Below are 19,691 nucleotides of genomic sequence, written 5' to 3' on the forward strand. Positions count from 1 at the left end.
ACTGGATTTATAAAACCAGTACCTTTTTCTAATCATGGAATCACTTTCCTTTCTCTGAAATTGTCAAAAATTTCCATAAACATAGCCGGCGTTTCCACGAACTCATGAAACCCTGCACGGCGGGCTTTGGAGCCATCTGCAAAGAAGTCGTAGTCCCAGGAGAAGACGAAGTCGCCGAATTTCCAGGATGATACCTCGGCATAGGTATATTTCAACCCGTACTTTTTCATCATGGTATTCCACAAGGCTTCTTTATCGGGCATTACTACTTCCAGCTGCATAGGTAATGGTGCAGCTACTTCCATATCGAAATAGCGGGCGATACGGAGCCATAAATCCGACCAGCGAAACAGGTCGCCGTTATTGATATTAAATGCCTGGTTAGCACCGGCGGGGCTATTGGCGGCCCATGCGGTAGCTTTGGCCAGCAGGCGGGCATCTGTCATTTCCATCAGTTTATCATAGGCGCCCGGTTTGCCGGGAAAGCGCAGTGGAAGTCCCAGCTCTTTGGAAATGGCCGCATATACAGCGATCACCATGGCGAGGTTCATGGGGTTGCCCAGGGCAAAGCCGCCTACTACAGAAGGGCGCATGGCCGACCAGGTCCAGGACTGACCTTGTTGCTGTTGTTCCAGGTAATGTTGTTGTTCCATGTTGAATTCCGGCGGCATAAAAGTGCCGGCATCTGTTTCTACGGCGGGCGTTTTAAAGGCCCCCAGGTGTGCGCCATACACCTTATATCCCTGCATCAGGCTAATGTGTTGCAGCTGTTGGGCTACCGGGGTTACCGCTTCTACAACGTTGCGCAACATGGTTAGATTAGGTGCTACCAGTCCTGACCAGCTGTTGCTGTCCTGGTAAGCGGCATAAAATATATGCGTGACCGTAGTCAATTGCCCGAGCTTTTGCCGGCTGTCTTCCTCGTTCAGCAGGTCTACTGCGATATGTGTTACATGATCGGTATCGTTGCCCCCTCTGCGGGACAGCCCAATGATATCCCAGGTGCCCTGCTCCAGCAGGTGTTGAATCAGGTTACGACCTATAACGCCCTGTGCACCCGCTACCAATGCTACTTTCTGTTGATGATACTGTTCCATATTATGTTGTATTTTTACCAGTAATTTTTCACCTCACAAAGATCTACCGGAAACGGTTGACCAGCCTTGTATCAAAGCAGGGTAAATTGGTATATTTTCAGCCATGAAGAGATATATACAGCACGAATACCTGAAGGTATCGCATTTTACCAGCGAGGAATGGCAGCATCCGGTGCATAATCATAACCATTTTGAACTTATTTTTATCCACCGGGGTAGTGGTACGCATCATATTGGAGATATGAGCTATCCCTACACCGGGCCTTGCCTGTTTTTGCTGGCACCCTGCGATGCACACTATTTCCGCATTGCTACTGCGACTACTTTTACTTTTGTTAAGTTTACCAATGTATACCTGCATGGAACCGGCAACCTGCAATTACAGCAGCACTGGAACCGGGAACTGGATAAGCTGTTGTTACAGGCCCGTCAGCAAAGGGCGTTTACGGATGTTACCGGCCGGATGGCTGTCCTGATGGAATTGATTAACGGGGAGTGGAAAGTGGAAAAACAGGAGAACAGTGAAACCATTTTTTTCCTGTTACAGGCATTGTTTGCGATGATCAAGAAATGGACGTTTGCGGGCATAGCGTCTGCGGGGCCGCATCCGGGCGCCCGTGTAACAGCTATCCTGAATTATATCCATGAGCATATTTACGATGTAGCCGAAGTGCAGGTAGAGCAGCTGGCGCATATTTTCGGGTATTCCAAACATTACCTGGGTGCTTTTTTCAAAGAGCAAACAGGGAGCACGTTGCGCGACTATGTGAATCAATATAGATTACGGCAACTGGAAAACCGGTTACACTACAGTTCGTTGTCATTGAAGGAAATCAGTCATGAGCTGGGATTTAACGACCAGAGCCACCTGAATAAATTTTTCCGGAGATATCATACGATGAGCCCTTCCGCCTACCGCGAACAATTACACGCGCCGGTATCTGAATAAGTGCAATTTCCGTGCTGTTGAAAAAGGCGCTATCTTAGCCCCACACACAACCTATATAACTGCGAATTATGGAACAGCTGCTTACCGTGGATGCATTGATAAGCCTTCTCACACTCACTGTGCTGGAAATTGTACTGGGTATCGACAACATTGTATTTATTTCTATTTTATCCGGAAAATTACCGGAGAGCCAGCAAAAGAGGGCCCGGCGACTGGGGCTTGGTCTGGCCATGTTTGTGCGGGTATTGCTGCTCCTGTCAATCAGCTGGATTATGTCGCTCACGCAGCCGTTGTTTAACCCGGGTACGTGGATAGGCATGCAGAATCCTGAATGGCTGGAAAAAACGGCACTTTCCGGCAGAGACCTGATCCTGCTGATAGGAGGACTTTTCCTGATTTATAAAAGTACCGCTGAGATCCACGAAAAACTGGAAGGTGGAGAGCATGGCAACCCTAATGCAAAAGCCCTGAAATTCGGGCAGGTGATCGTCCAGATATTGTTGCTGGACATTGTGTTCTCACTCGATTCGGTAATTACTGCCGTAGGTATGGCCGACCATGTAGAAATTATGATTGCTGCGGTAGTAATAGCCGTGGCGGTGATGATGCTGGCATCGGAAACGATCAGCCGTTTTGTAAACCAGCACCCTACCGTGAAAATGCTGGCCCTGTCGTTCCTGTTGTTGATTGGTGTATCGCTGATCGCTGAAAGCTTTGACCAGCACATCCCGAAGGGATATATTTATTTTGCGATGGCTTTCTCCGTATTTATAGAGGCCCTCAACCTGCGCATGAGAGCAAAATCTGAAAAGCCGGTAAAGCTCCATCAACCAGAGATGCCGGAAACGAAAAAGTAGGATAATTTCTTCCGGCATAAAATTTTTCTTTTTGATGTGTTGCAGCAGCTGGCAACTTTTCCTGCCTATTTCCAGGGCTGGCTCAGCAATGGTACTTAGGGTGGGGGAGATAATAGCGGACACCGGATCGTTTGTAAAACCGATTACTCCGACGTCTTTTCCTATCACAATATTTTTTCTTTAACGCCAGTATTACCCCCACTGCTTTACAGTCGCTGAGCCTCACGCTTGCCCGTATCATGGGCGTAGCCAACAGCAAAGGCTCACTGGCAAAAGGGAAGGATGCTGATATCCTCATATTTGACGAGGATATCAAAATACAAATGACGATGGTAGCAGGAAAAGTAGTGCATCATTTATAAGAAAGAAATAGCTTTGCCATTTTAGCGCATAAAATCATTGTCATGAATTTTTACACACGGAAATGGGTAAAGCCGGAAGACCTGAATGCACACGGAACCTTGTTTGGCGGAAGTTTGTTGCGTTGGATAGATGAAGAAGCTGCCATTTACTCCATTATCCAACTGGGCACCAATCGTTGTGTAACCAAGTACATGTCTGAAATCAATTTTATTAACTCTGCCCGCCAGGGCGATATCGTAGAACTGGGTATTAAAGCCACGCATTTTGGGAGGACTTCTCTCACGCTCACCTGCCAGGTAAGGAATAAGATTACGCAGAAAACGATCCTAACGATAGATAAGATGGTATTTGTAAGCGTAGATGAGCAGGGGCGCCCGGTGCCGCACGGCAAAACGGAGATCACTTATACTGATGAACGGTTGCGGGAAGAATAGGTTTATATTTTCAGGCCACCGAACATACTGACCAGGATAATGCCCAATACGATGGTGGTAATCACCACATACAACCGATCTCTTTCCACAGCAAAAGCTGCCAGTGAAAAAAAGATGCGGAGTATAGGCGTAGCCAGTAGTACCAGTACGCCCAGCTGTATAATTTCGGTAGCATTACCAATGGCTACTCCCCGGAAAATGCCGCGGAAGGAAGTATACCCGGCGCCTTCGCCGGTAAATTGTGAGTAATCTGGTACACTGGCAGCTCCCTGTTGGGCGAGGTAGGCAATGCCTCCTAATAAGGCAATGCTGCTGGCGGTAACGACACCTACCCGCAACACCTGCCCGATAAAAAGTTCTATATCGCGATCTCCCAATAATTTCCTGCCTAGTTTCATATATGTTGGTTAAAACTGATAATGTAATCCGTTGTAAATCATCTCCAGGGCCACAAAGGAAATAGCGATACAGAAAATGATTCGCAATGTTTTAGGATTCATGATGGTGAGTAAACGGGCGCCAGTAAAAGCCCCTCCCAGTACGCCCAGTACTACAGGAAACGCAATACCCGGATCTATATATCCTCTTTGCAGGTATACCACAGCGCTGGCAGCAGCTGTAACGCCAATCATGAAGTTGCTGGTGGTAGTGCTTACCTTAAAGGGAATACGCATAGCGCCATCCATGGCCAATACTTTTAAGGCGCCGGAACCGATTCCCAATAGTCCTGATAGAACGCCGGCCAGCAGCATAATAGAAAATCCTCCTCCCACATTTTTTAGTTTATAGCTGACTTCTCCTGCAGGAGTAGGGTAGCTGCCATTGAGTTTTAACAGGTAAGACAGTTTACTGCCGGTCTGTTCTGCATGCTCACTTTTTTTCCGGATGGTCATTAAAGCGGAAAAGATGAGCACTACGCCGAAGAGGATAGCGATGGTGTTAACCGGTGTGAAAACGGCAATGAGTGCGCCTCCTACGGCGCCTGCCGTGGTAGCTATTTCCAGGAACATGCCCAGTCGCACGTTGGTAATACCTTCTTTGATATAGGCTGTAGCTGCCCCTGAAGAGTTAGCGATGGAGGCCAGCAAGGCGGCACCGATAGCGTAACGGATATCTACATGAAATACCAGGGTTAGCAAAGGAATGACGACCACGCCTCCCCCCAGGCCGGTTAAAGAGCCCAATAACCCGGCCAGGTAGGCGCCTCCCAGGAGGATAAGGCTAAAAATCAGGATATTCATCTTACAAAAAGTTAATAGTTATTGTCCAGGATATCTTCCATCGCCTGGCGGGATAATTTGGCGTTTCCACTTTTGATGGCCTTGTAAAGCGCTTCATGGGTATGGTGACTGATGGCGAAGTGACTGATACTCTGGGTATCCCGTTTAGCGAAGAAATCGCGGATCACGCTGGTGAAGCTGCGGTATAGATCTGCCAGCACGTGGTTGCCCGATGCTTTGGCAATAGCCATATGAAAAGCGATGTCGGCTTCCATGCAGGACTGATACTGTTGTTCGAGGATGGCTTTTTTGCGTTGGTCTAGCTGTAGCCGCATTTCGTGTAGATCGTCCGGTGTATGATTTTCCGCTGCCAGTTTTACGATTTCATAGTCCAACATACGCCTTACCTGGTTAATTTCTTCGAAGTCGGCCCGCCTGAGGCGCTGATCCAACGATTCTGTCTGAACGGATTCATTGATAAAGGTGCCGGCGCCCTGTTGTACCCGGAGTATGCCTGACATGGCCAGGGTTTTGATGGCTTCCCGGATGGTAGAGCGGCCTACCGCATATTGTACCATTAATTCGGGCTCAGCCGGTATTTTCTGACCTGGCTTGTATTTTCCCTGGGAAATATCTTTTTGGATGGCGTTAATGACCCGGTCCGATAATTTGGAGGCTTGTTCCATATTAGTCAATTTTACACTTGTAAAGATATGATGTTTATTTAAACATCAGATGTTTAATTTTGAAAAAATGGAAAAAAAACAAAAAAGGGAAAGATGTCACTGGGATGGCTATATGTTTTAGAGATATATGGATGGGAAACAAATATAAAAGGGTGTACCTGTTTGGATACACCCTTTACTTTTTTTCTATAAGAAGAATTGGGACAACTAACAAAGGGACGAAAGGCCGTATATACGTAATAGTAAGTTCAGACCCCAGGATGCAGGTTTTTCAATTTTTCCATATGATCCTTTCTATAAATGAACTCTGATGCAAAAATACATGCGGGTGGCGGATTTCAGGCATTTAGGGCCTCTACAACGTAACTACACTGTACCATTTTTTATATCTACAAAACATCTACAAATAGTATTTTTGCGGAATGAACCATATCCAAAAAGGCCTGGTAGTTTTTTTATGTACCATCATTAGCCTGCTCTATACAGTTAATTTGTCGGCCCAAACGGTAGTGGACTCGCTGAAGCGGGTGCTGGCCCAGCCGGGACTTACACCTGAAGAACAGGTGCTGACAAGATTGAAACTGAGTCGCGCTTTATTGAGCACCAATCGAAAGGAAGCGCTTGCTAATGCCCAGGTGGCGTTATCCATGAGCCGTTCCCTGAAGGATAGTAAGTATGCCGCACAATCACATTCCTCCCTGGTATCATTAATGTATGGCCAGGAAGATGTAAAGCGGGTAAGACTACAATTAGACAGCGCTTTTATGCTGGCCGAACAATCGGGCGACCCTTATACCCTGGAAAATGTGTGGTATAGGAAAGGTTGGCTGGAAAACCGCATTGGCAAACCGCATGAGGCGGTGAAGAGTTTCCAGCAGGCCTTGAAATTTGGAGAAAAACAACCGCCCAACAGCTATGCTAATAGCATCTACTATAATCTTTCGGCAGTATACGGGGATTGGGACGATCTCGAAAACCAGTCGCGGTACGCTTTTGCGAGTCTTGATGCGGCCAAACGTTTTCCTGATCCCGATGATATCTGCAATGCTTACCAGGCTATTGCCACCAGCTATGAGCACCGTTTTGCCGGTGATAGCAGCGCACGTAACCTGCTGGATTCTTCCCTGTATTATAACCGGCTGGCCATTCAATACTACCTGGAAAATAAGAACAGGATCAGCTTTCCGAGTACTTTAGGTATATTGGCATTAAATACGGCTAATTTGTATGCGGAGTATTTTCCCCGCAGTTACCGCGACTCTGCCCAACACTATTTAAGAATAGCCAAGGAGATAGGCGTAGCAACCGACCAGCAGGAGATCATTGCCAGCAGTTATGGGATGCAGAGCAGTTTCGAACTGGCCGACGGGCATTACGATGCGGCGGCCGGCCTTTTGTTAAGCGGGTTACATACCTTACAACAATCGCCCACACCAGATAATAACCTAATGGCGCACTTTATGAGTTCCCTGTCTGAGGTGGCAGAAAAGAAAGGAGATCTGCCGGCGGCGCTCAACTACGAGCGGGAGCACAGCAAGTATTATGCGGCCGCTTTCGATGCCGAAAAAATGGGCATCGCCAAAAAGCTGGAAGCCCAGTACCAGGCGCAACAAAAGGAGCAGGAACTAATATCCTTACAGGAAAAGGCCGCTTTTAACAAAAAGCTGAATATTGCATATGTGATATTAATTGTTGCCTGTATATTGGCGTTGCTCTTCCTTTTCCGCTCTTATCACTTCCGCTTAAAATCAACCATTCAACAGCAGGCATTACTGGAGAAGGAAAAGCAGGATGCGATATTACAGGTTCGCCTGAAGGAAGAAGAGGCGAAAACACTGGAACTGGAAAAACAAGAGGCGGCACTGCAGGCACAGCTGCAAAGCGAGGCTGCTGCCCGTTTACAGGCAGAACAGCAGTTGATGCAGGCCCAGAAGGAGCAGTTGCAGAAAGACCTGTTGGCAGGCACGTTACAGGTAGAGCAAAAAAATGAATTGCTGCAAACGCTGCAGGCAAAGCTCCAGGAAAAGTCGGGCGACCGTAACCTGATTGGGCAGATCAGCCGTATGATAGACCAGGACCGGCGTTTGGATGAGGATTTTGAAACGTCTAAAACGGAGTTGGAAAATATTCACCCTGAGTTTTTTACCCGTCTTCAGGAGAAGGCAGGGAATTCCCTTACCAGGCTGGATTTGAAACACTGCTCCTATATTTCTATGGGACTGTCTACAAAAGAAATTTCTTCCAGGATGGGAGTGGCGCCGAAGAGTATCCTGATGTCGCGCTACCGGATTAAGCAAAAACTGGGGCTAGGGAAAGATGAGGGGCTTGATTCCTACCTGATGACGGTGGCCAGTTAATAATGATACGGGGACGCAGTGAACCCGCGTCCCCGTGTCATCAGGCTTGTAAAAAAGCAAATTTGTTCTCAAACATTTTTCCGATCACCGGTATAGGTTTTTGTACACCGTTATTGGCGTTGATAATGCCAAAAATCATGAAGATAATTGGCAGGAAGCCGGCAATTGCGAGTACACCAGACAGGGCAGCCGGTAGAACAGCGATAACAATACCTACAGCAATAGACCATACGATACTTGCGATAGCCAATCCCAGGGCTTGTTCCAGGTGATAGCTCACCAGTGCACTTCTTTCTTCCTTACTTTTTACAAATGCAATAATCCATCCTATAATTGTGATGTAAGCAATCATTGCCCATTGATTTGTTTTCATAGCTGTTGAGGTTTTTTTTGTTAAGAATGATTTAGCGCAAAAGTAAAAGGAGGGTGTGGCAAATGGGAAAAAGTAGCTACTACATGATATCTACAATCACGAGGAATTAACACTACAAAAAAGCTACATTAATTTTAATTAGTTGATTAAAAAATTTTTACAAGTTAATTTTTATTATATTATTTAATAACACCGGTGGCATAATGATTGATACGCTGTTGTTATGAAGAAAGCATTACTACCTACCTTTTTCCGGGCTATTGGTTTAGGAATAGTGACCGGGATGCGCAGTGCAATGGGTCCTGCATTTACCAGTTATTTTGTTAACCAGCAACCATCAGACAAGTTACGCAGGTCGCCTTTACGCTTCATGCAGCATCCTGCTACACTGCATTACCTGCAAACAATGGCAGCGGGAGAGCTGGTAATAGATAAAGCGCCGGGTGTTGGAAATCGTATAGCCGCTCCCGGTATAGCCGGCCGGGCGCTTGCCGGCGCTTTGTCGGGTGCTACGTTATACCAGGCGCGAAATGGAAAAGCATGGAAAGGCGCCTTGATAGGCGGGGTTACGGCCGTTGTCGCGGCGTATGCATTTTTCTATCTACGCCGTGAAACAGGTAGACGGTTGCCTATAAAAGATGCCGCCTTGGGAGGCGTGGAGGACGCCATGGCTGTGGGTATTGCAGCCGCGTCTATCAGGAAGTAGTGAAATTTATTTTCACAAATGTTGTTTTATTTCAGAAAAAAACTACATTTGCATCCCGTTAAACAATGCCTAATAGTATAATGGTAGTACGACAGATTTTGGTTCTGTTTGTCTTGGTTCGAATCCAGGTTGGGCAACAATAAAAAGGACAAAGTGAAAGTGCTTTCGCTTTGTCCTTTCTTATTTTGGAAAATGACTGAGTAGCCGATGAAGTGCTTTAAATCAAAAGAACCCGCTACTGCCAGCCGGCTGCGGGTCTTATTTTCCGGGCTATTATTTCTCAGGGGCTGTATTATTTTTCAACCAGTTCAACCGGCGTTGATCCGGTAGATGCTTTACGGTGAAGCTTTCAAATTTCGCTTCAAATCCTTGCCCGTCCGGCGATGCAGCCATCAGTCCTACCATTACGGGGTGGTTGTCTTTCAGGGGCGCATTGCGGGTCATGATATAATTCTTATCATCCAGGGAATAATAAATTTCTACCGCATCTAATCTTCGTACCGCCTTTATCCAGATAAAAGGAGGGGTTTTATCGAGCGGGGTAACGCTCCAGTCGCTTACCGTATGCGTAACAACGGAGCTGATATTGAATTTCCCATCTACAAATTCTACTCCTGTTTTGATATAGTTTTGCTCATCTGTTCTGATCATTAATCCCATTTGGTCGAACCGCGCTTTATAATCCCCCGTAATCTTCACTTTGGCCTCAAATTCTCCGCCATAGGTGCCATAGTAAAAAGGAGCATCGTCTACCGTAAATCCATAGTGAGAGATACGCCAGTAATCGGTTTGGGGCGTAACAAACATGGTGAGCGATTTGTCCTTTATCTCCCATTTTGCAGGTTCATTGAACCATTGCATTTTTTCAAGGCGCTGGGCAGCAAGCGATTGCATGGCCATGAGCGCCACTAAGCTGACAATAATTTTCTTCATATCGATGATCATAATATTAATGAAAGGACGCTGTGTCCTGGTATGCAGCAGAAAATATCCCGGTTAACCGGGACGGTTGGCTACCTTTGCAAAACTAAAATGTTACCAGGTAACGCCCAATGGTGAATAATAACCATTTTGACATATATGGATAATATTCATACCGCCTTAAATGATACGCTGCTCAGGCAAACTTTCAATGATGAGCAGCAGCCGGAGCTGCAACTGGCCACTGGCCGGTTTATAGCGCAGATGTATGCAAAACTGGAAAATGCCATCAGTGTATTGAGCGACCTGAGAGCCAATACCAGCTACATCTATAATGGAGGCATTGCAGCTGGTCTGGGGCTCCCTGCCACCAGCAATGTAACGGAAATCAAGTCAATCTGGGAAGAAGATATATTTGGCCGCATTCATCCCGACGACCTGCTGCAAAAGTATGCCCTGGAGTTACACTTCTTTCAGCTGCTAAAGTCTGTACCAGTGGTGGAGCGTGGAGACTACCAGGTACAGAGTACTATCCGGATGAAGAACAGGGAAGAGCAGTATGTGGCGGTACAACACCGTATTTTTTATATTTTAAGTGCGGGCAATGGCAGTATATGGCTGGCCCTTTGTTTATATAACCATTGTTATCTTCCTGGAAGCATAGAACGATACCAGGGGATGATTGTTAACACGCGTACCGGCCAACTCATCACACCCGATAAGGAGCAATGTAACGACTTACTGTCGCATCGCGAGAAGGAGATATTGCGGCTCATCAAAAATGGGAGAAGCAGTAAAGAAATCGCCGGAAAATTATCTATCAGTATCAATACCGTACACCGGCATCGCCAGAATATTCTCGAAAAATTGAAAGTATCCAACTCCTTGGAGGCTTGCAGCATTGCTGAAATTATGGGGCTGATCTAATCGGCACTTGTATATATTGAAAATAAGCCATCATATTAGGTTTTGTATATAATAATTTTATATATTGACATATAAAACATTCCACGTATTATGAAACAGGCTATTCAATATAGTTTGCTGCTGCTGACTGCAATGACGGCGGTCACCGGCGAAAGTTGTCAATCACCTGATGCCGGCAAGGCTACAGAGCTAAAAGATTCCACCACATTTCTTTCGCCACCGCTGATTACTTCGATATATACTGCCGATCCATCTGCTCACCTGTTCGAAGGACGCATATACCTGTATCCTTCGCACGATACAGCCACTGGCACGCCGGAGAATGACAATGGGGATCATTTTAACATGATGGATTTTCATGTGTTTTCTATGGATAGCGTTGGCGGCAAAGTTACTGATCATGGTGTGGCGCTGCACATCCGGGATATTCCCTGGGCAGGCCGGCAGCTGTGGGCGCCAGATGCCGCTTTTGCCAATGGCACCTACTATTTGTATTTCCCCGTAAAAGATAAGCAAGACATTTTTAGGATAGGAGTGGCTACTGCACAGAAGCCGGAAGGGCCCTTTGTAGCAGAAAGAATGCCTATAGCAGGCAGTTACAGCATCGATCCTTGTGTATTTAAGGATGATGATGGATCTTATTACCTGTATTTTGGCGGTATATGGGGAGGACAGCTGCAACGCTGGAATAATAATGTATATGATTCTACAGCCAGGTTGCGCCAGGGGAACGAGCCTGCTATTTTGCCGCGTATGGCAAAGCTGGATAAGGATATGAAACATTTTTCTGAAGCAGTAAGAGAAATTAAAATACTGGATAGCGCCGGAAATTTGTTTAAGGAGAAAGATAACGACAAGCGCTTTTTTGAGGCCGCCTGGATGCACAAGTACAAGGGCAAATACTATTTTTCCTATTCAACAGGTGATACACATAATATTGTTTATGCCATTGGCGATAACCCTTATGGACCCTTTACCTATAAAGGTATCGTATTGAATCCTGTTAAAGGATGGACCAATCACCATTCTATTATTGATGTGAACGGGAAATGGTATTTGTTCTATCATGATACACAGCTATCCGGGAAAACACATTTGCGCAATGTGAAAGTAGCGCCGCTGGTGTATCGTGAAGATGGAACAATACAAACTATCAGCGCTTACCATGGAAGGTAAGTACAAGCAGTTTGTTAACCCAAAATTTTTGCGCAAAGATTTGCGTTTTTGAAAAGCCTTTGTATATTTGTCTACAGTTTTAGTAGACTAATAGAAATTTACCACCACCAGACGCCGGTATCCCGGCAAAAAGTCTTTGTCCCACCACACAAAGCGAGCAAATAATTTATCAACAAATGTTACTTCTCTGAAGTAACCCGGATCACTATTTTTTAAACATTTTCAACCATGAATCAGCTATTGAACAACAATAGGAAGAAGGCACTGTATACTGGCAGGTTACTGTCTGTTGGCAGCTGTTGTTGTTGCTGCTGTTAAACACTTTCCAGGTATTTCCGAGATTATTTAAATGACGGCTTATGCCGTTGTCTGGACCTGTTTTGCCCATATCTCTCCATTAATAATTAATTTTTTATGTTGAAATATTTACGACAAATAATGTTGTACGCATTCCTGTTACTACCAGGAATTATAATGGCGCAGGCGCCCGTTATTCTTAAAGGAAAAGTGATCGATCATAAAACAGAAGAAGCTTTGCCTGGCGCCTCTATTCGCGTGAAAAACGGGAAAGCAGGCACCCTCGCTGATGCCACGGGTAATTATGAGCTTAGTATTACCCAGTTGCCACAAACACTGCTGGTCACTTTTATTGGTTATCAGCCGCAGGAAATTGTGGTTACCAAAGACAATCTGCACCAGGTCATTAAACTGGAGCAGCAACAGTCGCTGTCAGAGGTGGTTGTTACCGCAGTGGGCATTAAAAGCGCTACCCGTTCGCTGGGATACAGCGTGGGCGAACTAAAGGGCGCTGCTCTGAAAGACAGCCGGGAGCCTAATGTGGTAGCGGCGCTTAGCGGAAAAGTGGCCGGCGTGCAGATCAATAATTCTGGTGGTTCTCCAGGTGGCTCATCTACCATAAAAATAAGGGGCAACAGCTCCCTGCTGGGAAGTAATGCACCACTGTTTATTGTTGATGGTATCCCGGTGGATAACTCCATCCAGGATATCCTTCCTATTTCCAATAGTGTGTCGCTGGCTACTCCATCCAACCGGGCTATTGATATCAACAGCGCTGATATTGCCAGTGTAACGGTATTAAAAGGGCCTGCTGCCGCTGCCTTGTACGGCATCAGGGCGGCAAATGGCGCCGTGGTGATCAACACCAAAAGAGGCAGTTCACTAACCGATAAAACTTTCGGCGTAAGCTACAGTGGCTCCTTTACGGTAGATAAAATCAACCGCCGTTTACAACCACGCCAAACCAATTTCTCCAACGGCATCGGTGGGCAGTATGTTAAACCCGGCACCACCGGCTCCGATGAAAATTGGGGCGCTTTGCTGGATACCCTTACCTACAGCAATATTCCCAGCAACTTCGACAAGCATGGTACCATTGTCGGTAAAAGTGATCCTGCGTCCAACGGCATCCCTTTGAACAGGTACGATAACATCGACAACTTTTTCGTAAACGGCTATACGAATGACCATAATATCAGCTTCTACGGTAATACGGGAAATGCAGGATATTATTTTTCTTACGGTAATCTAAAACAAACCGGTATCATTCCCACTACAGATTTCTATCGTCAAACATTCCGGTTTAACGGCGACTATAATGTGAGTAACCGGCTGAAACTTTCCGGTGGCGTTAATTATATCAAAGATGGCGCAGATAACCGCGCACTCATGGGAGGCTTTAATACCAATGTAATGCGGGCATTGATGAACACGCCATCCAACTTCGATATTACCAATGGCTACTCCGATGCCTGGAAACATCCGGAGTCTTATAAGCTGCCGCCAACCACGGCAAAGCCCTGGGGCGACAGCCGCTCTTACGCCAATGGCATTGGGTGGGATAACCCTTATTGGTCGCTGAATATGAACCCGCAATCGGATGAAGTGAACCGCTTTATCACCTTCGCCGAAGCCAATCTTGATATCACCAGCTGGTTGAAAGGTACGGTGCGGTATGGCATTGATAACTATACCGACGTGCGTAAAGGCGCCTTCAGCCGGGGAACTTCCGGCGTGTCTACAGGTACTGTCAATGATGTGAATTACGCCCGGAGAGATAATAACCTGGATGTATTGCTGATTGCAGAAAAGAAATTGAGTAAAGACCTGCAACTAACGGCAGTAGCGGGTTATAACTACTATAATTCCTGGAGAAACCAGGTAAATACACGCGGCGATGGATTAACAATCCCGGGGAATTTCAATATTTCCAATGCAGCTGCTACCCAAACCTTTAACCAGACTATCCGTAAAAAACTGGTGGCCGGCTATGCCGATCTGAAGCTGGATTTTAAACGCTGGCTGTACCTGGAGTTAACCGGTAGGAATGAATGGACCTCTACGCTCGCTAAAGGAAAGAATGCTTTCTTTTATCCCAGCACCAGTGCTAGCTTCGTTTTTACAGATGCGCTGCATTGGAGCAGCAGCTTCCTGAACTTTGGAAAGATACGCGCTACCTATGCGCAGGTGGGTAACGATGCCGATCCCTACTCACTGGAAACCTATTACGTGCCTACCACCAGCAGCGGATGGATACAAAGCGCTATCAGCTTTCCCTTCAATGGTAAGCAGGGCTTGAGTTACAGCACGACCATCGGTAATCCCAACCTGAAGCCGGAACGCATCAGCACCTGGGAAACAGGGCTGGACCTGCATTTTTTTCGCGACAGAACACAGCTGGAAGTAGTATACTATCACAACAGCAGTAAAGACCAGATTATCCCGGTTACCCTGCCTTATTCTACCGGTGCCGCCTATACGCTTACCAACGCCGGCAATATTGTGAACCGGGGGCTCGAGGCCACTTTACAGCAACGGATTATCAACAGCCGGAATTTTAACTGGACCGCTACCGCTTTGTTCAATAAGAATATCAGTCGCGTTAATTATATCACCGACAATATTTCCAGTGTGAGCCTGGGCGGTATATGGATGGAAGCCCGTGGACAGGCAGGACAGCCTTATGGCGTATTTTATGGCATTGACGTAAAACGCAATGCAGCAGGTAAACCGGTAATTGATGATAACCCTGCCAGTGCCAACTATGGATATCCGCTGGTAAATACCGCATTTACTAAAATTGGCGATCCCAATCCCGACTTCAACGTGGGGTTGCGCAACGAGTTCCGGTATGGTGCTTTTACTTTCTCTTTCCTGCTGGATGGCCGTTTCGGCTTCGATATTTTTAATGCCCCACACTTGCAGATGGTATTTAATGGCGTAGATGCTTCTACAGTCAACAGAGGTTCTCAAACAGTTTTTGAAGGCGTAACCGCCTCCAAAGGCGAGCCCAATACCATCCCTGCGGTGTTGTCGCAGGCCTGGTACCGCAATACTTTCAACATACAGGGGCTCTATGTAGAACACGACCTGTATTGGGTAAAACTGAAAGACGTCAACTTCACCTATGCCTTACCGCAGCATCTTTTAAAGCCGGCGCATATACAGGCTGCCAGTGTAACGCTTACCGCCAGGAACTTCCTGCTCGGCACTAACTATACCGGTAGCGATCCCGACCTGGGTAGTCGTAATGGTTTGTCGAATGCCGCCGGTATTGATTTCTGGACTACCCCCAATACCAAGAGCTATGGTATTGCGCTGAACGTTTCTTTTTAACCACCTCAATCTATTAGTATGAAAGTCTATCAATATTTAAACCGTATACTCGTTGGCGCTGGCATCATCACATTGCCGGTAGCTTGCTCCCTGCAGGAAACTAATGTAAACCCCAATGCATCTACAGACGTATCTATCAGTGCTGTATTGACCGGGGCGGAGGTAGCCCTGGGATTCAATGTGGGTGTGAACGCGGGGCTTATTGCCAACATATACATACAGCAGGCATCCGGTGCTAATGGAGACGCCGCCTCATTCGATAACTATACTACTTCCAGCCAGTATTTCAACAGTACCTGGAAAGGATTTTATGGGGATGTACTGGATGAACTGAAGATTGTGAAAACCGCCGCCGCGCAACAGCAATTACCTTACTACAGCGGTATTGCACGGATACTGAGTGTTTACAGTTACGGTACGCTGACCGATCTTTTTGGAGATATCCCTTATAAGGAATCTCTATACGGGAATAATATTACCAACCCCGCCTATGATAAACAGGAAGATATCTATAAAGATTTGCAGGCACAACTAGATTCAGCGTTGTTGGAATTAGCGGTGCCGGCAGCCACCAACAAAGGTGCTTTACCGGCTTCAGATGATGTTATCTTCGGTGGAAACACAGACCGCTGGAAATCGTTCGCATATACATTGAAAGCCCGGTATGCTATCCATCTCTCAAAAATAAACAGTACCGGTGCTGCGCAACAGGTGTTGGCTGCCTTATATGATGGCAGCAGGTATCGGGGGATAGCTGATAATTCTGCTGATGCCCAGGTGGTATTTGGCGCCTCTACCACCAACGCCAATCCATTTTATCAACAGAACAGTAACCGCCCGGGCTGGATTGGATTGGGCGCTTCTTTTGTGAACCTGCTTAATGGCAACGCCGTAACAGATGATCCTGCCAAGCCGGAAGGACCGCTGGTAGATCCGCGCCGTGCCTATTTTGCTACGCCTTATCCCGTAGGCAGCGCCACTTACAGGGGGAGTGCACCAGGTGTATCTGGCGCTTTCTCTGTTATTGGCAGCTATTATGGAACTGCCACCAGCCCGGTTATTCTTACCAGCTTTGTGGAAGCCAAATTCCTGGAAGCGGAAGCACGATGGCGGATTAACCCGGCTGATCCCCTGGTGAAAGCGTCGCTGGAAGCAGCTATTAAGGCGTCATTCGCCAAGGTGATTAGCAATAGCGCCGATCCCTATGCCACACCGGAGAAGCAGCTGGCTTATATAACGGCAAAGACTACCCTAAAGGGAGAGTCCGCCGACCTTAATACGCTCATTACGCAGAAATATATTGCCCTGTTCCTGCAACCGGAAGCCTGGAGCGATTACCGCCGTACCGGTTTTCCGGCGTTGCCATTGGCTAAAAATGCTACCAGCGTGGCTAACCCGGAAGGCAAGATTCCCCGCAGGATTCCTTATCCACAGAATGAAGTATCCCTGAATATTCATACACCCGCGGGCTCTGGTTATCAGACACCGGCACTTTGGTGGGACAAATAATCTAATAGCCAACACAATTAACTTCACATGCAGTATTTATCTTCTTACAAAACGTTTTTTACCATAGCGCTGCTTTCCGGCGCTTCTGCATATGCCCAGTATAGCCCTGAAAAGCCCTATGCAGGCAAAGTAGGCGGCACCTTATCACAATCGATAGTGGCGGCTACACCTTTTAACCCTACCGCCCCGAAAGGCGCTCCTAATATTGTTTACATCATGCTGGACGATGTTGGCTGGGGCGCCAGCAGCGCCTTTGGGGGATTGGTAGAAACGCCCGTATTTGATAGTCTCGCTAATAACGGTTTGCGCTATACGAACTTTCATACCACAGCGATATGCAGTCCCACGCGCGCTTCCCTGTTAACCGGGCGTAATCACCATTCTGTCAACGTGCCTACGGTAATTGATGCAGCTGTTAATTTCCCGGGTCATAATGGTTATATGCCTTTTGAGAAGGGGACTATTGCGGAGATATTGAGAGAAGATGGTTACAATACCTACGCCGTGGGTAAATGGCATATTACACCCAGCCCGGACCTTACGCCAGCAGGACCTTTTAATCGCTGGCCTACCGGTCGCGGTTTTGATGCCTTCTTCGGTTTTATGGGAGGAGAAACAGATCAGTATACGCCTGCACTCTGGGAAAATACCGTGAAAGTAGAGCCAGACCTGCATGGGCAGCATCTCACTACCGTATTGGTAGACAAGGCGATCGCCTATATCGCAGCCCAGCATTCGGCTGCGCCGGATAAACCTTTCTTCCTCTATTTTACGCCAGGCGCCACGCATGGGCCACACCAGGTAGATAAATCCTGGGTAGAGAAATACAAAGGCAAGTTTGATGCAGGCTGGGATGTATACCGGGAGCAGGTATTAGCCCGTCAGCAAAAACTGGGGCTGGTCCCCCCCAATGTAACACTGCCTCCCCGTAACCCCGGCGTAAAGCCTTGGGCATCACTGTCGCCCGTAGAGAAGAAAGTATTTGCCCGCTTTTTTGAAGTATATGCAGGCTTTTTATCCCATACCGATTATGAAGTAGGAAGATTAATCAGTTATCTGCGCGATACCCGGCAACTGGATAATACCCTGGTAGTATTGATTATCGGGGATAATGGCGCCAGCAAGGAAGGTGGGCTCAGCGGACATGTACATGGCATCAACGAATATATTAACGGAAACCTCTTTAGCGAATCATATGATAGCAGGATTAAAGAGATCGATAGCTTGTATGATAAAATAGGCACGCCGGAGTCGGGTCCTAACTACCCCATAGGCTGGGCGCAGGCTGCCAATACGCCTTTCCGCTACCTGAAGCAGGACGCCAACAGCGAAGGCGGTACCCGTAATCCGCTGGTCATTTTTTATCCTAAGCTGATTAAACAGGGAGGTATCCGTACCCAGTATTCTCATGTAAATAGCGTTACACCTACCGTGCTGGAACTGGCAGGATTAACCATGCCAAAAGTAATTAATGGTTATCCACAAGACAGCCTGGAAGGTATCAGCCTCGCCTATACGATTGACAACCCCGCAGCAATGGGGAGACACCATGTACAATACTATGAAATTGCCGGTGGGCGGAGCATTTACAAAGATGGCTGGAAAGCAGCTGTGGCACATGAGCGGGGAACTCCTTTCAGCAACGATAAATGGGAATTATATAATCTTAATGAAGACTTTAATGAGCAACATGACCTGGCTGCTGCCTACCCCGCGAAGCTAAAAGAGTTAGAGACATTGTTTGATGAGCAGGCGCATAAGTATAAAGTATATCCTTTGCTGGGCGACAGTACCCGTATTACCCTGGCATTACTTACCAGGGGTCCGCTGGATATCCGGCGCAGCGCTGTTTTATATCCGGGGCTAACGCAAGTGCCTACACGTTCGGCGCCTTTCCTCAGCGAGCAGTCATTTATCATTAATGCGGATGTGGAGTTGAAGGATGACGAGGCGGCAGGGGTGTTGCTGGCCATCGGTGGCCGCTTTTCCGGGTTTACTCTTTTTGTGCAGGATGGCAGGTTGAAAGCCGTGCATAACAATAACGGCCGGTTAACAAACCTGACTGCCTCCCGTAAACTTACCGCGGGCAAAGCTATCCTGCGTTATGAATTGAAGTATGCACCGGCGCGGCGCTTAACAGATCCCGCTGGTACTGAAATACTATACATCAACGATGAAAAAGTTGCCGAGCGGGCTATTACCAAAGAAGATGCGGTGATTACACCTTATGACGAAGGGCTGGATATAGGCCGGGATCAGGGGTCAGCAGTATCGCCGTTGTATAGATCGCCCTACACGTTTACCGGTAAGCTGAACCATGTAGAAATAATACATCCTTAACCCATTTAAAAAAACGATTTATGACACTGACAGACATCGTATTGATAACAAAGAAGATTGCCATCGGCATTGTTATTTTTTTGATACCGCTGATAGTAATATCCGGCGCTATTTGGTTTGTATTTAACCTGTTAAACAATTAA

At 46.9% G+C, this 19,691-nt stretch carries 18 protein-coding genes, 1 tRNA gene and 1 pseudogene; 13 read left to right on the forward strand and 7 right to left on the reverse strand.

The genetic code is table 11. The features are described 5' to 3' along the window. Positions 1 to 32: 32 nt before the first annotated feature. Complete coding sequence (locus HGH90_RS23515; RefSeq protein ID WP_169192017.1) at positions 33 to 1,097, reverse strand: SDR family oxidoreductase; 1,065 nt, start codon at positions 1,095 to 1,097, stop codon at positions 33 to 35. A 103-nt stretch (positions 1,098 to 1,200) separates the two neighbouring features. On the opposite strand from HGH90_RS23515, the gene HGH90_RS23520 reads away from it, so the two are divergent. Both HGH90_RS23520 and HGH90_RS23525 read left to right on the forward strand, forming a co-directional pair. Next, positions 1,201 to 2,046: an AraC family transcriptional regulator gene (locus HGH90_RS23520; RefSeq protein ID WP_168765876.1), complete on the forward strand. Its 846-nt coding sequence runs from the start codon at positions 1,201 to 1,203 to the stop codon at positions 2,044 to 2,046. Between the two features lie 68 nt (positions 2,047 to 2,114). After that, positions 2,115 to 2,903, forward strand: a complete 789-nt coding sequence (locus HGH90_RS23525; protein WP_168765875.1) for a TerC family protein — start codon at positions 2,115 to 2,117, stop codon at positions 2,901 to 2,903. Positions 2,904 to 2,984: 81 nt separating this feature from the next. Here HGH90_RS23525 and HGH90_RS32305 read toward each other — a convergent pair. After that, positions 2,985 to 3,071, reverse strand: a pseudogene (locus tag HGH90_RS32305) (hypothetical protein); the annotation flags it as partial. Positions 3,072 to 3,142: 71 nt separating this feature from the next. Between HGH90_RS32305 and HGH90_RS23535 the strand changes: the two are divergent. Both HGH90_RS23535 and HGH90_RS23540 read left to right on the forward strand, forming a co-directional pair. Then, complete coding sequence (locus HGH90_RS23535) at positions 3,143 to 3,265, forward strand: amidohydrolase family protein (RefSeq protein ID WP_169192052.1); 123 nt, start codon at positions 3,143 to 3,145, stop codon at positions 3,263 to 3,265. A gap of 42 nt (positions 3,266 to 3,307) precedes the next feature. After that, the gene (locus HGH90_RS23540) at positions 3,308 to 3,700 is read left to right on the forward strand and encodes an acyl-CoA thioesterase (RefSeq protein WP_145672358.1); all 393 of its coding nucleotides are present in this window, start codon (positions 3,308 to 3,310) and stop codon (positions 3,698 to 3,700) included. A gap of 2 nt (positions 3,701 to 3,702) precedes the next feature. On the opposite strand, the gene HGH90_RS23545 is transcribed toward HGH90_RS23540, so the two are convergent. The 3 genes from HGH90_RS23545 to HGH90_RS23555 are packed head-to-tail and all read right to left on the reverse strand — an operon-like array spanning position 3,703 to position 5,606. After that, positions 3,703 to 4,098 carry a DUF1634 domain-containing protein gene (locus HGH90_RS23545; protein WP_169192018.1) on the reverse strand — a complete coding sequence of 132 codons (396 nt, stop codon included), beginning with the start codon at positions 4,096 to 4,098 and terminating at the stop codon, positions 3,703 to 3,705. Between the two features lie 9 nt (positions 4,099 to 4,107). After that, positions 4,108 to 4,941 carry a sulfite exporter TauE/SafE family protein gene (locus HGH90_RS23550; protein WP_168765870.1) on the reverse strand — a complete coding sequence of 278 codons (834 nt, stop codon included), beginning with the start codon at positions 4,939 to 4,941 and terminating at the stop codon, positions 4,108 to 4,110. An 11-nt stretch (positions 4,942 to 4,952) separates the two neighbouring features. Next, on the reverse strand, positions 4,953 to 5,606 hold the full coding sequence (locus HGH90_RS23555) for a FadR/GntR family transcriptional regulator (protein WP_168765869.1): 654 nt from the start codon (positions 5,604 to 5,606) through the stop codon (positions 4,953 to 4,955). A 422-nt stretch (positions 5,607 to 6,028) separates the two neighbouring features. On the opposite strand from HGH90_RS23555, the gene HGH90_RS23560 reads away from it, so the two are divergent. Continuing rightward, on the forward strand, positions 6,029 to 7,963 hold the full coding sequence (locus HGH90_RS23560) for a hypothetical protein (protein ID WP_169192019.1): 1,935 nt from the start codon (positions 6,029 to 6,031) through the stop codon (positions 7,961 to 7,963). 40 nt (positions 7,964 to 8,003) lie between these two features. Here HGH90_RS23560 and HGH90_RS23565 read toward each other — a convergent pair whose 3' ends face one another. After that, complete coding sequence (locus HGH90_RS23565) at positions 8,004 to 8,336, reverse strand: DUF4870 domain-containing protein (protein ID WP_168765867.1); 333 nt, start codon at positions 8,334 to 8,336, stop codon at positions 8,004 to 8,006. A gap of 223 nt (positions 8,337 to 8,559) precedes the next feature. On the opposite strand from HGH90_RS23565, the gene HGH90_RS23570 reads away from it, so the two are divergent. Both HGH90_RS23570 and HGH90_RS23575 read left to right on the forward strand, forming a co-directional pair. Then, entirely contained in the window at positions 8,560 to 9,042 is a 483-nt protein-coding gene (locus tag HGH90_RS23570; RefSeq protein WP_168765866.1) for a DUF4126 family protein, read from the forward strand. 66 nt (positions 9,043 to 9,108) lie between these two features. Further along, positions 9,109 to 9,179: transfer RNA gene (locus HGH90_RS23575), tRNA-Gln, on the forward strand. A gap of 136 nt (positions 9,180 to 9,315) precedes the next feature. Here the strand turns inward: HGH90_RS23575 and HGH90_RS23580 are convergent. Beyond that, positions 9,316 to 9,975 (reverse strand): DUF1349 domain-containing protein, encoded by a 660-nt coding sequence (locus HGH90_RS23580; protein ID WP_168765865.1) that lies wholly within the window; start codon positions 9,973 to 9,975, stop codon positions 9,316 to 9,318. A 147-nt stretch (positions 9,976 to 10,122) separates the two neighbouring features. Between HGH90_RS23580 and HGH90_RS23585 the strand changes: the two genes are divergently transcribed. From HGH90_RS23585 to HGH90_RS32015, 6 genes are all read left to right on the forward strand, one after another. Beyond that, on the forward strand, positions 10,123 to 10,890 hold the full coding sequence (locus HGH90_RS23585; protein WP_169192020.1) for a response regulator transcription factor: 768 nt from the start codon (positions 10,123 to 10,125) through the stop codon (positions 10,888 to 10,890). 90 nt (positions 10,891 to 10,980) lie between these two features. Beyond that, positions 10,981 to 12,066, forward strand: coding sequence for a glycoside hydrolase family 43 protein (locus tag HGH90_RS23590; protein WP_168765863.1), 1,086 nt, complete (start codon positions 10,981 to 10,983; stop codon positions 12,064 to 12,066). A 414-nt stretch (positions 12,067 to 12,480) separates the two neighbouring features. Beyond that, entirely contained in the window at positions 12,481 to 15,699 is a 3,219-nt protein-coding gene (locus HGH90_RS23595) for a SusC/RagA family TonB-linked outer membrane protein (protein ID WP_169192021.1), read from the forward strand. 18 nt (positions 15,700 to 15,717) lie between these two features. Next, a complete protein-coding gene (locus HGH90_RS23600; RefSeq protein WP_169192022.1) occupies positions 15,718 to 17,208 on the forward strand; it encodes a SusD/RagB family nutrient-binding outer membrane lipoprotein in 1,491 nt (496 codons plus the stop codon). A gap of 27 nt (positions 17,209 to 17,235) precedes the next feature. Continuing rightward, positions 17,236 to 19,548, forward strand: a complete 2,313-nt coding sequence (locus HGH90_RS23605) for an arylsulfatase (protein ID WP_168765860.1) — start codon at positions 17,236 to 17,238, stop codon at positions 19,546 to 19,548. A 20-nt stretch (positions 19,549 to 19,568) separates the two neighbouring features. Continuing rightward, positions 19,569 to 19,691, forward strand: coding sequence for a hypothetical protein (locus HGH90_RS32015; RefSeq protein WP_262888602.1), 123 nt, complete (start codon positions 19,569 to 19,571; stop codon positions 19,689 to 19,691).

Source organism: Chitinophaga sp. Ak27, from assembly GCF_012726295.1.
Taxonomy (GTDB): domain Bacteria; phylum Bacteroidota; class Bacteroidia; order Chitinophagales; family Chitinophagaceae; genus Chitinophaga.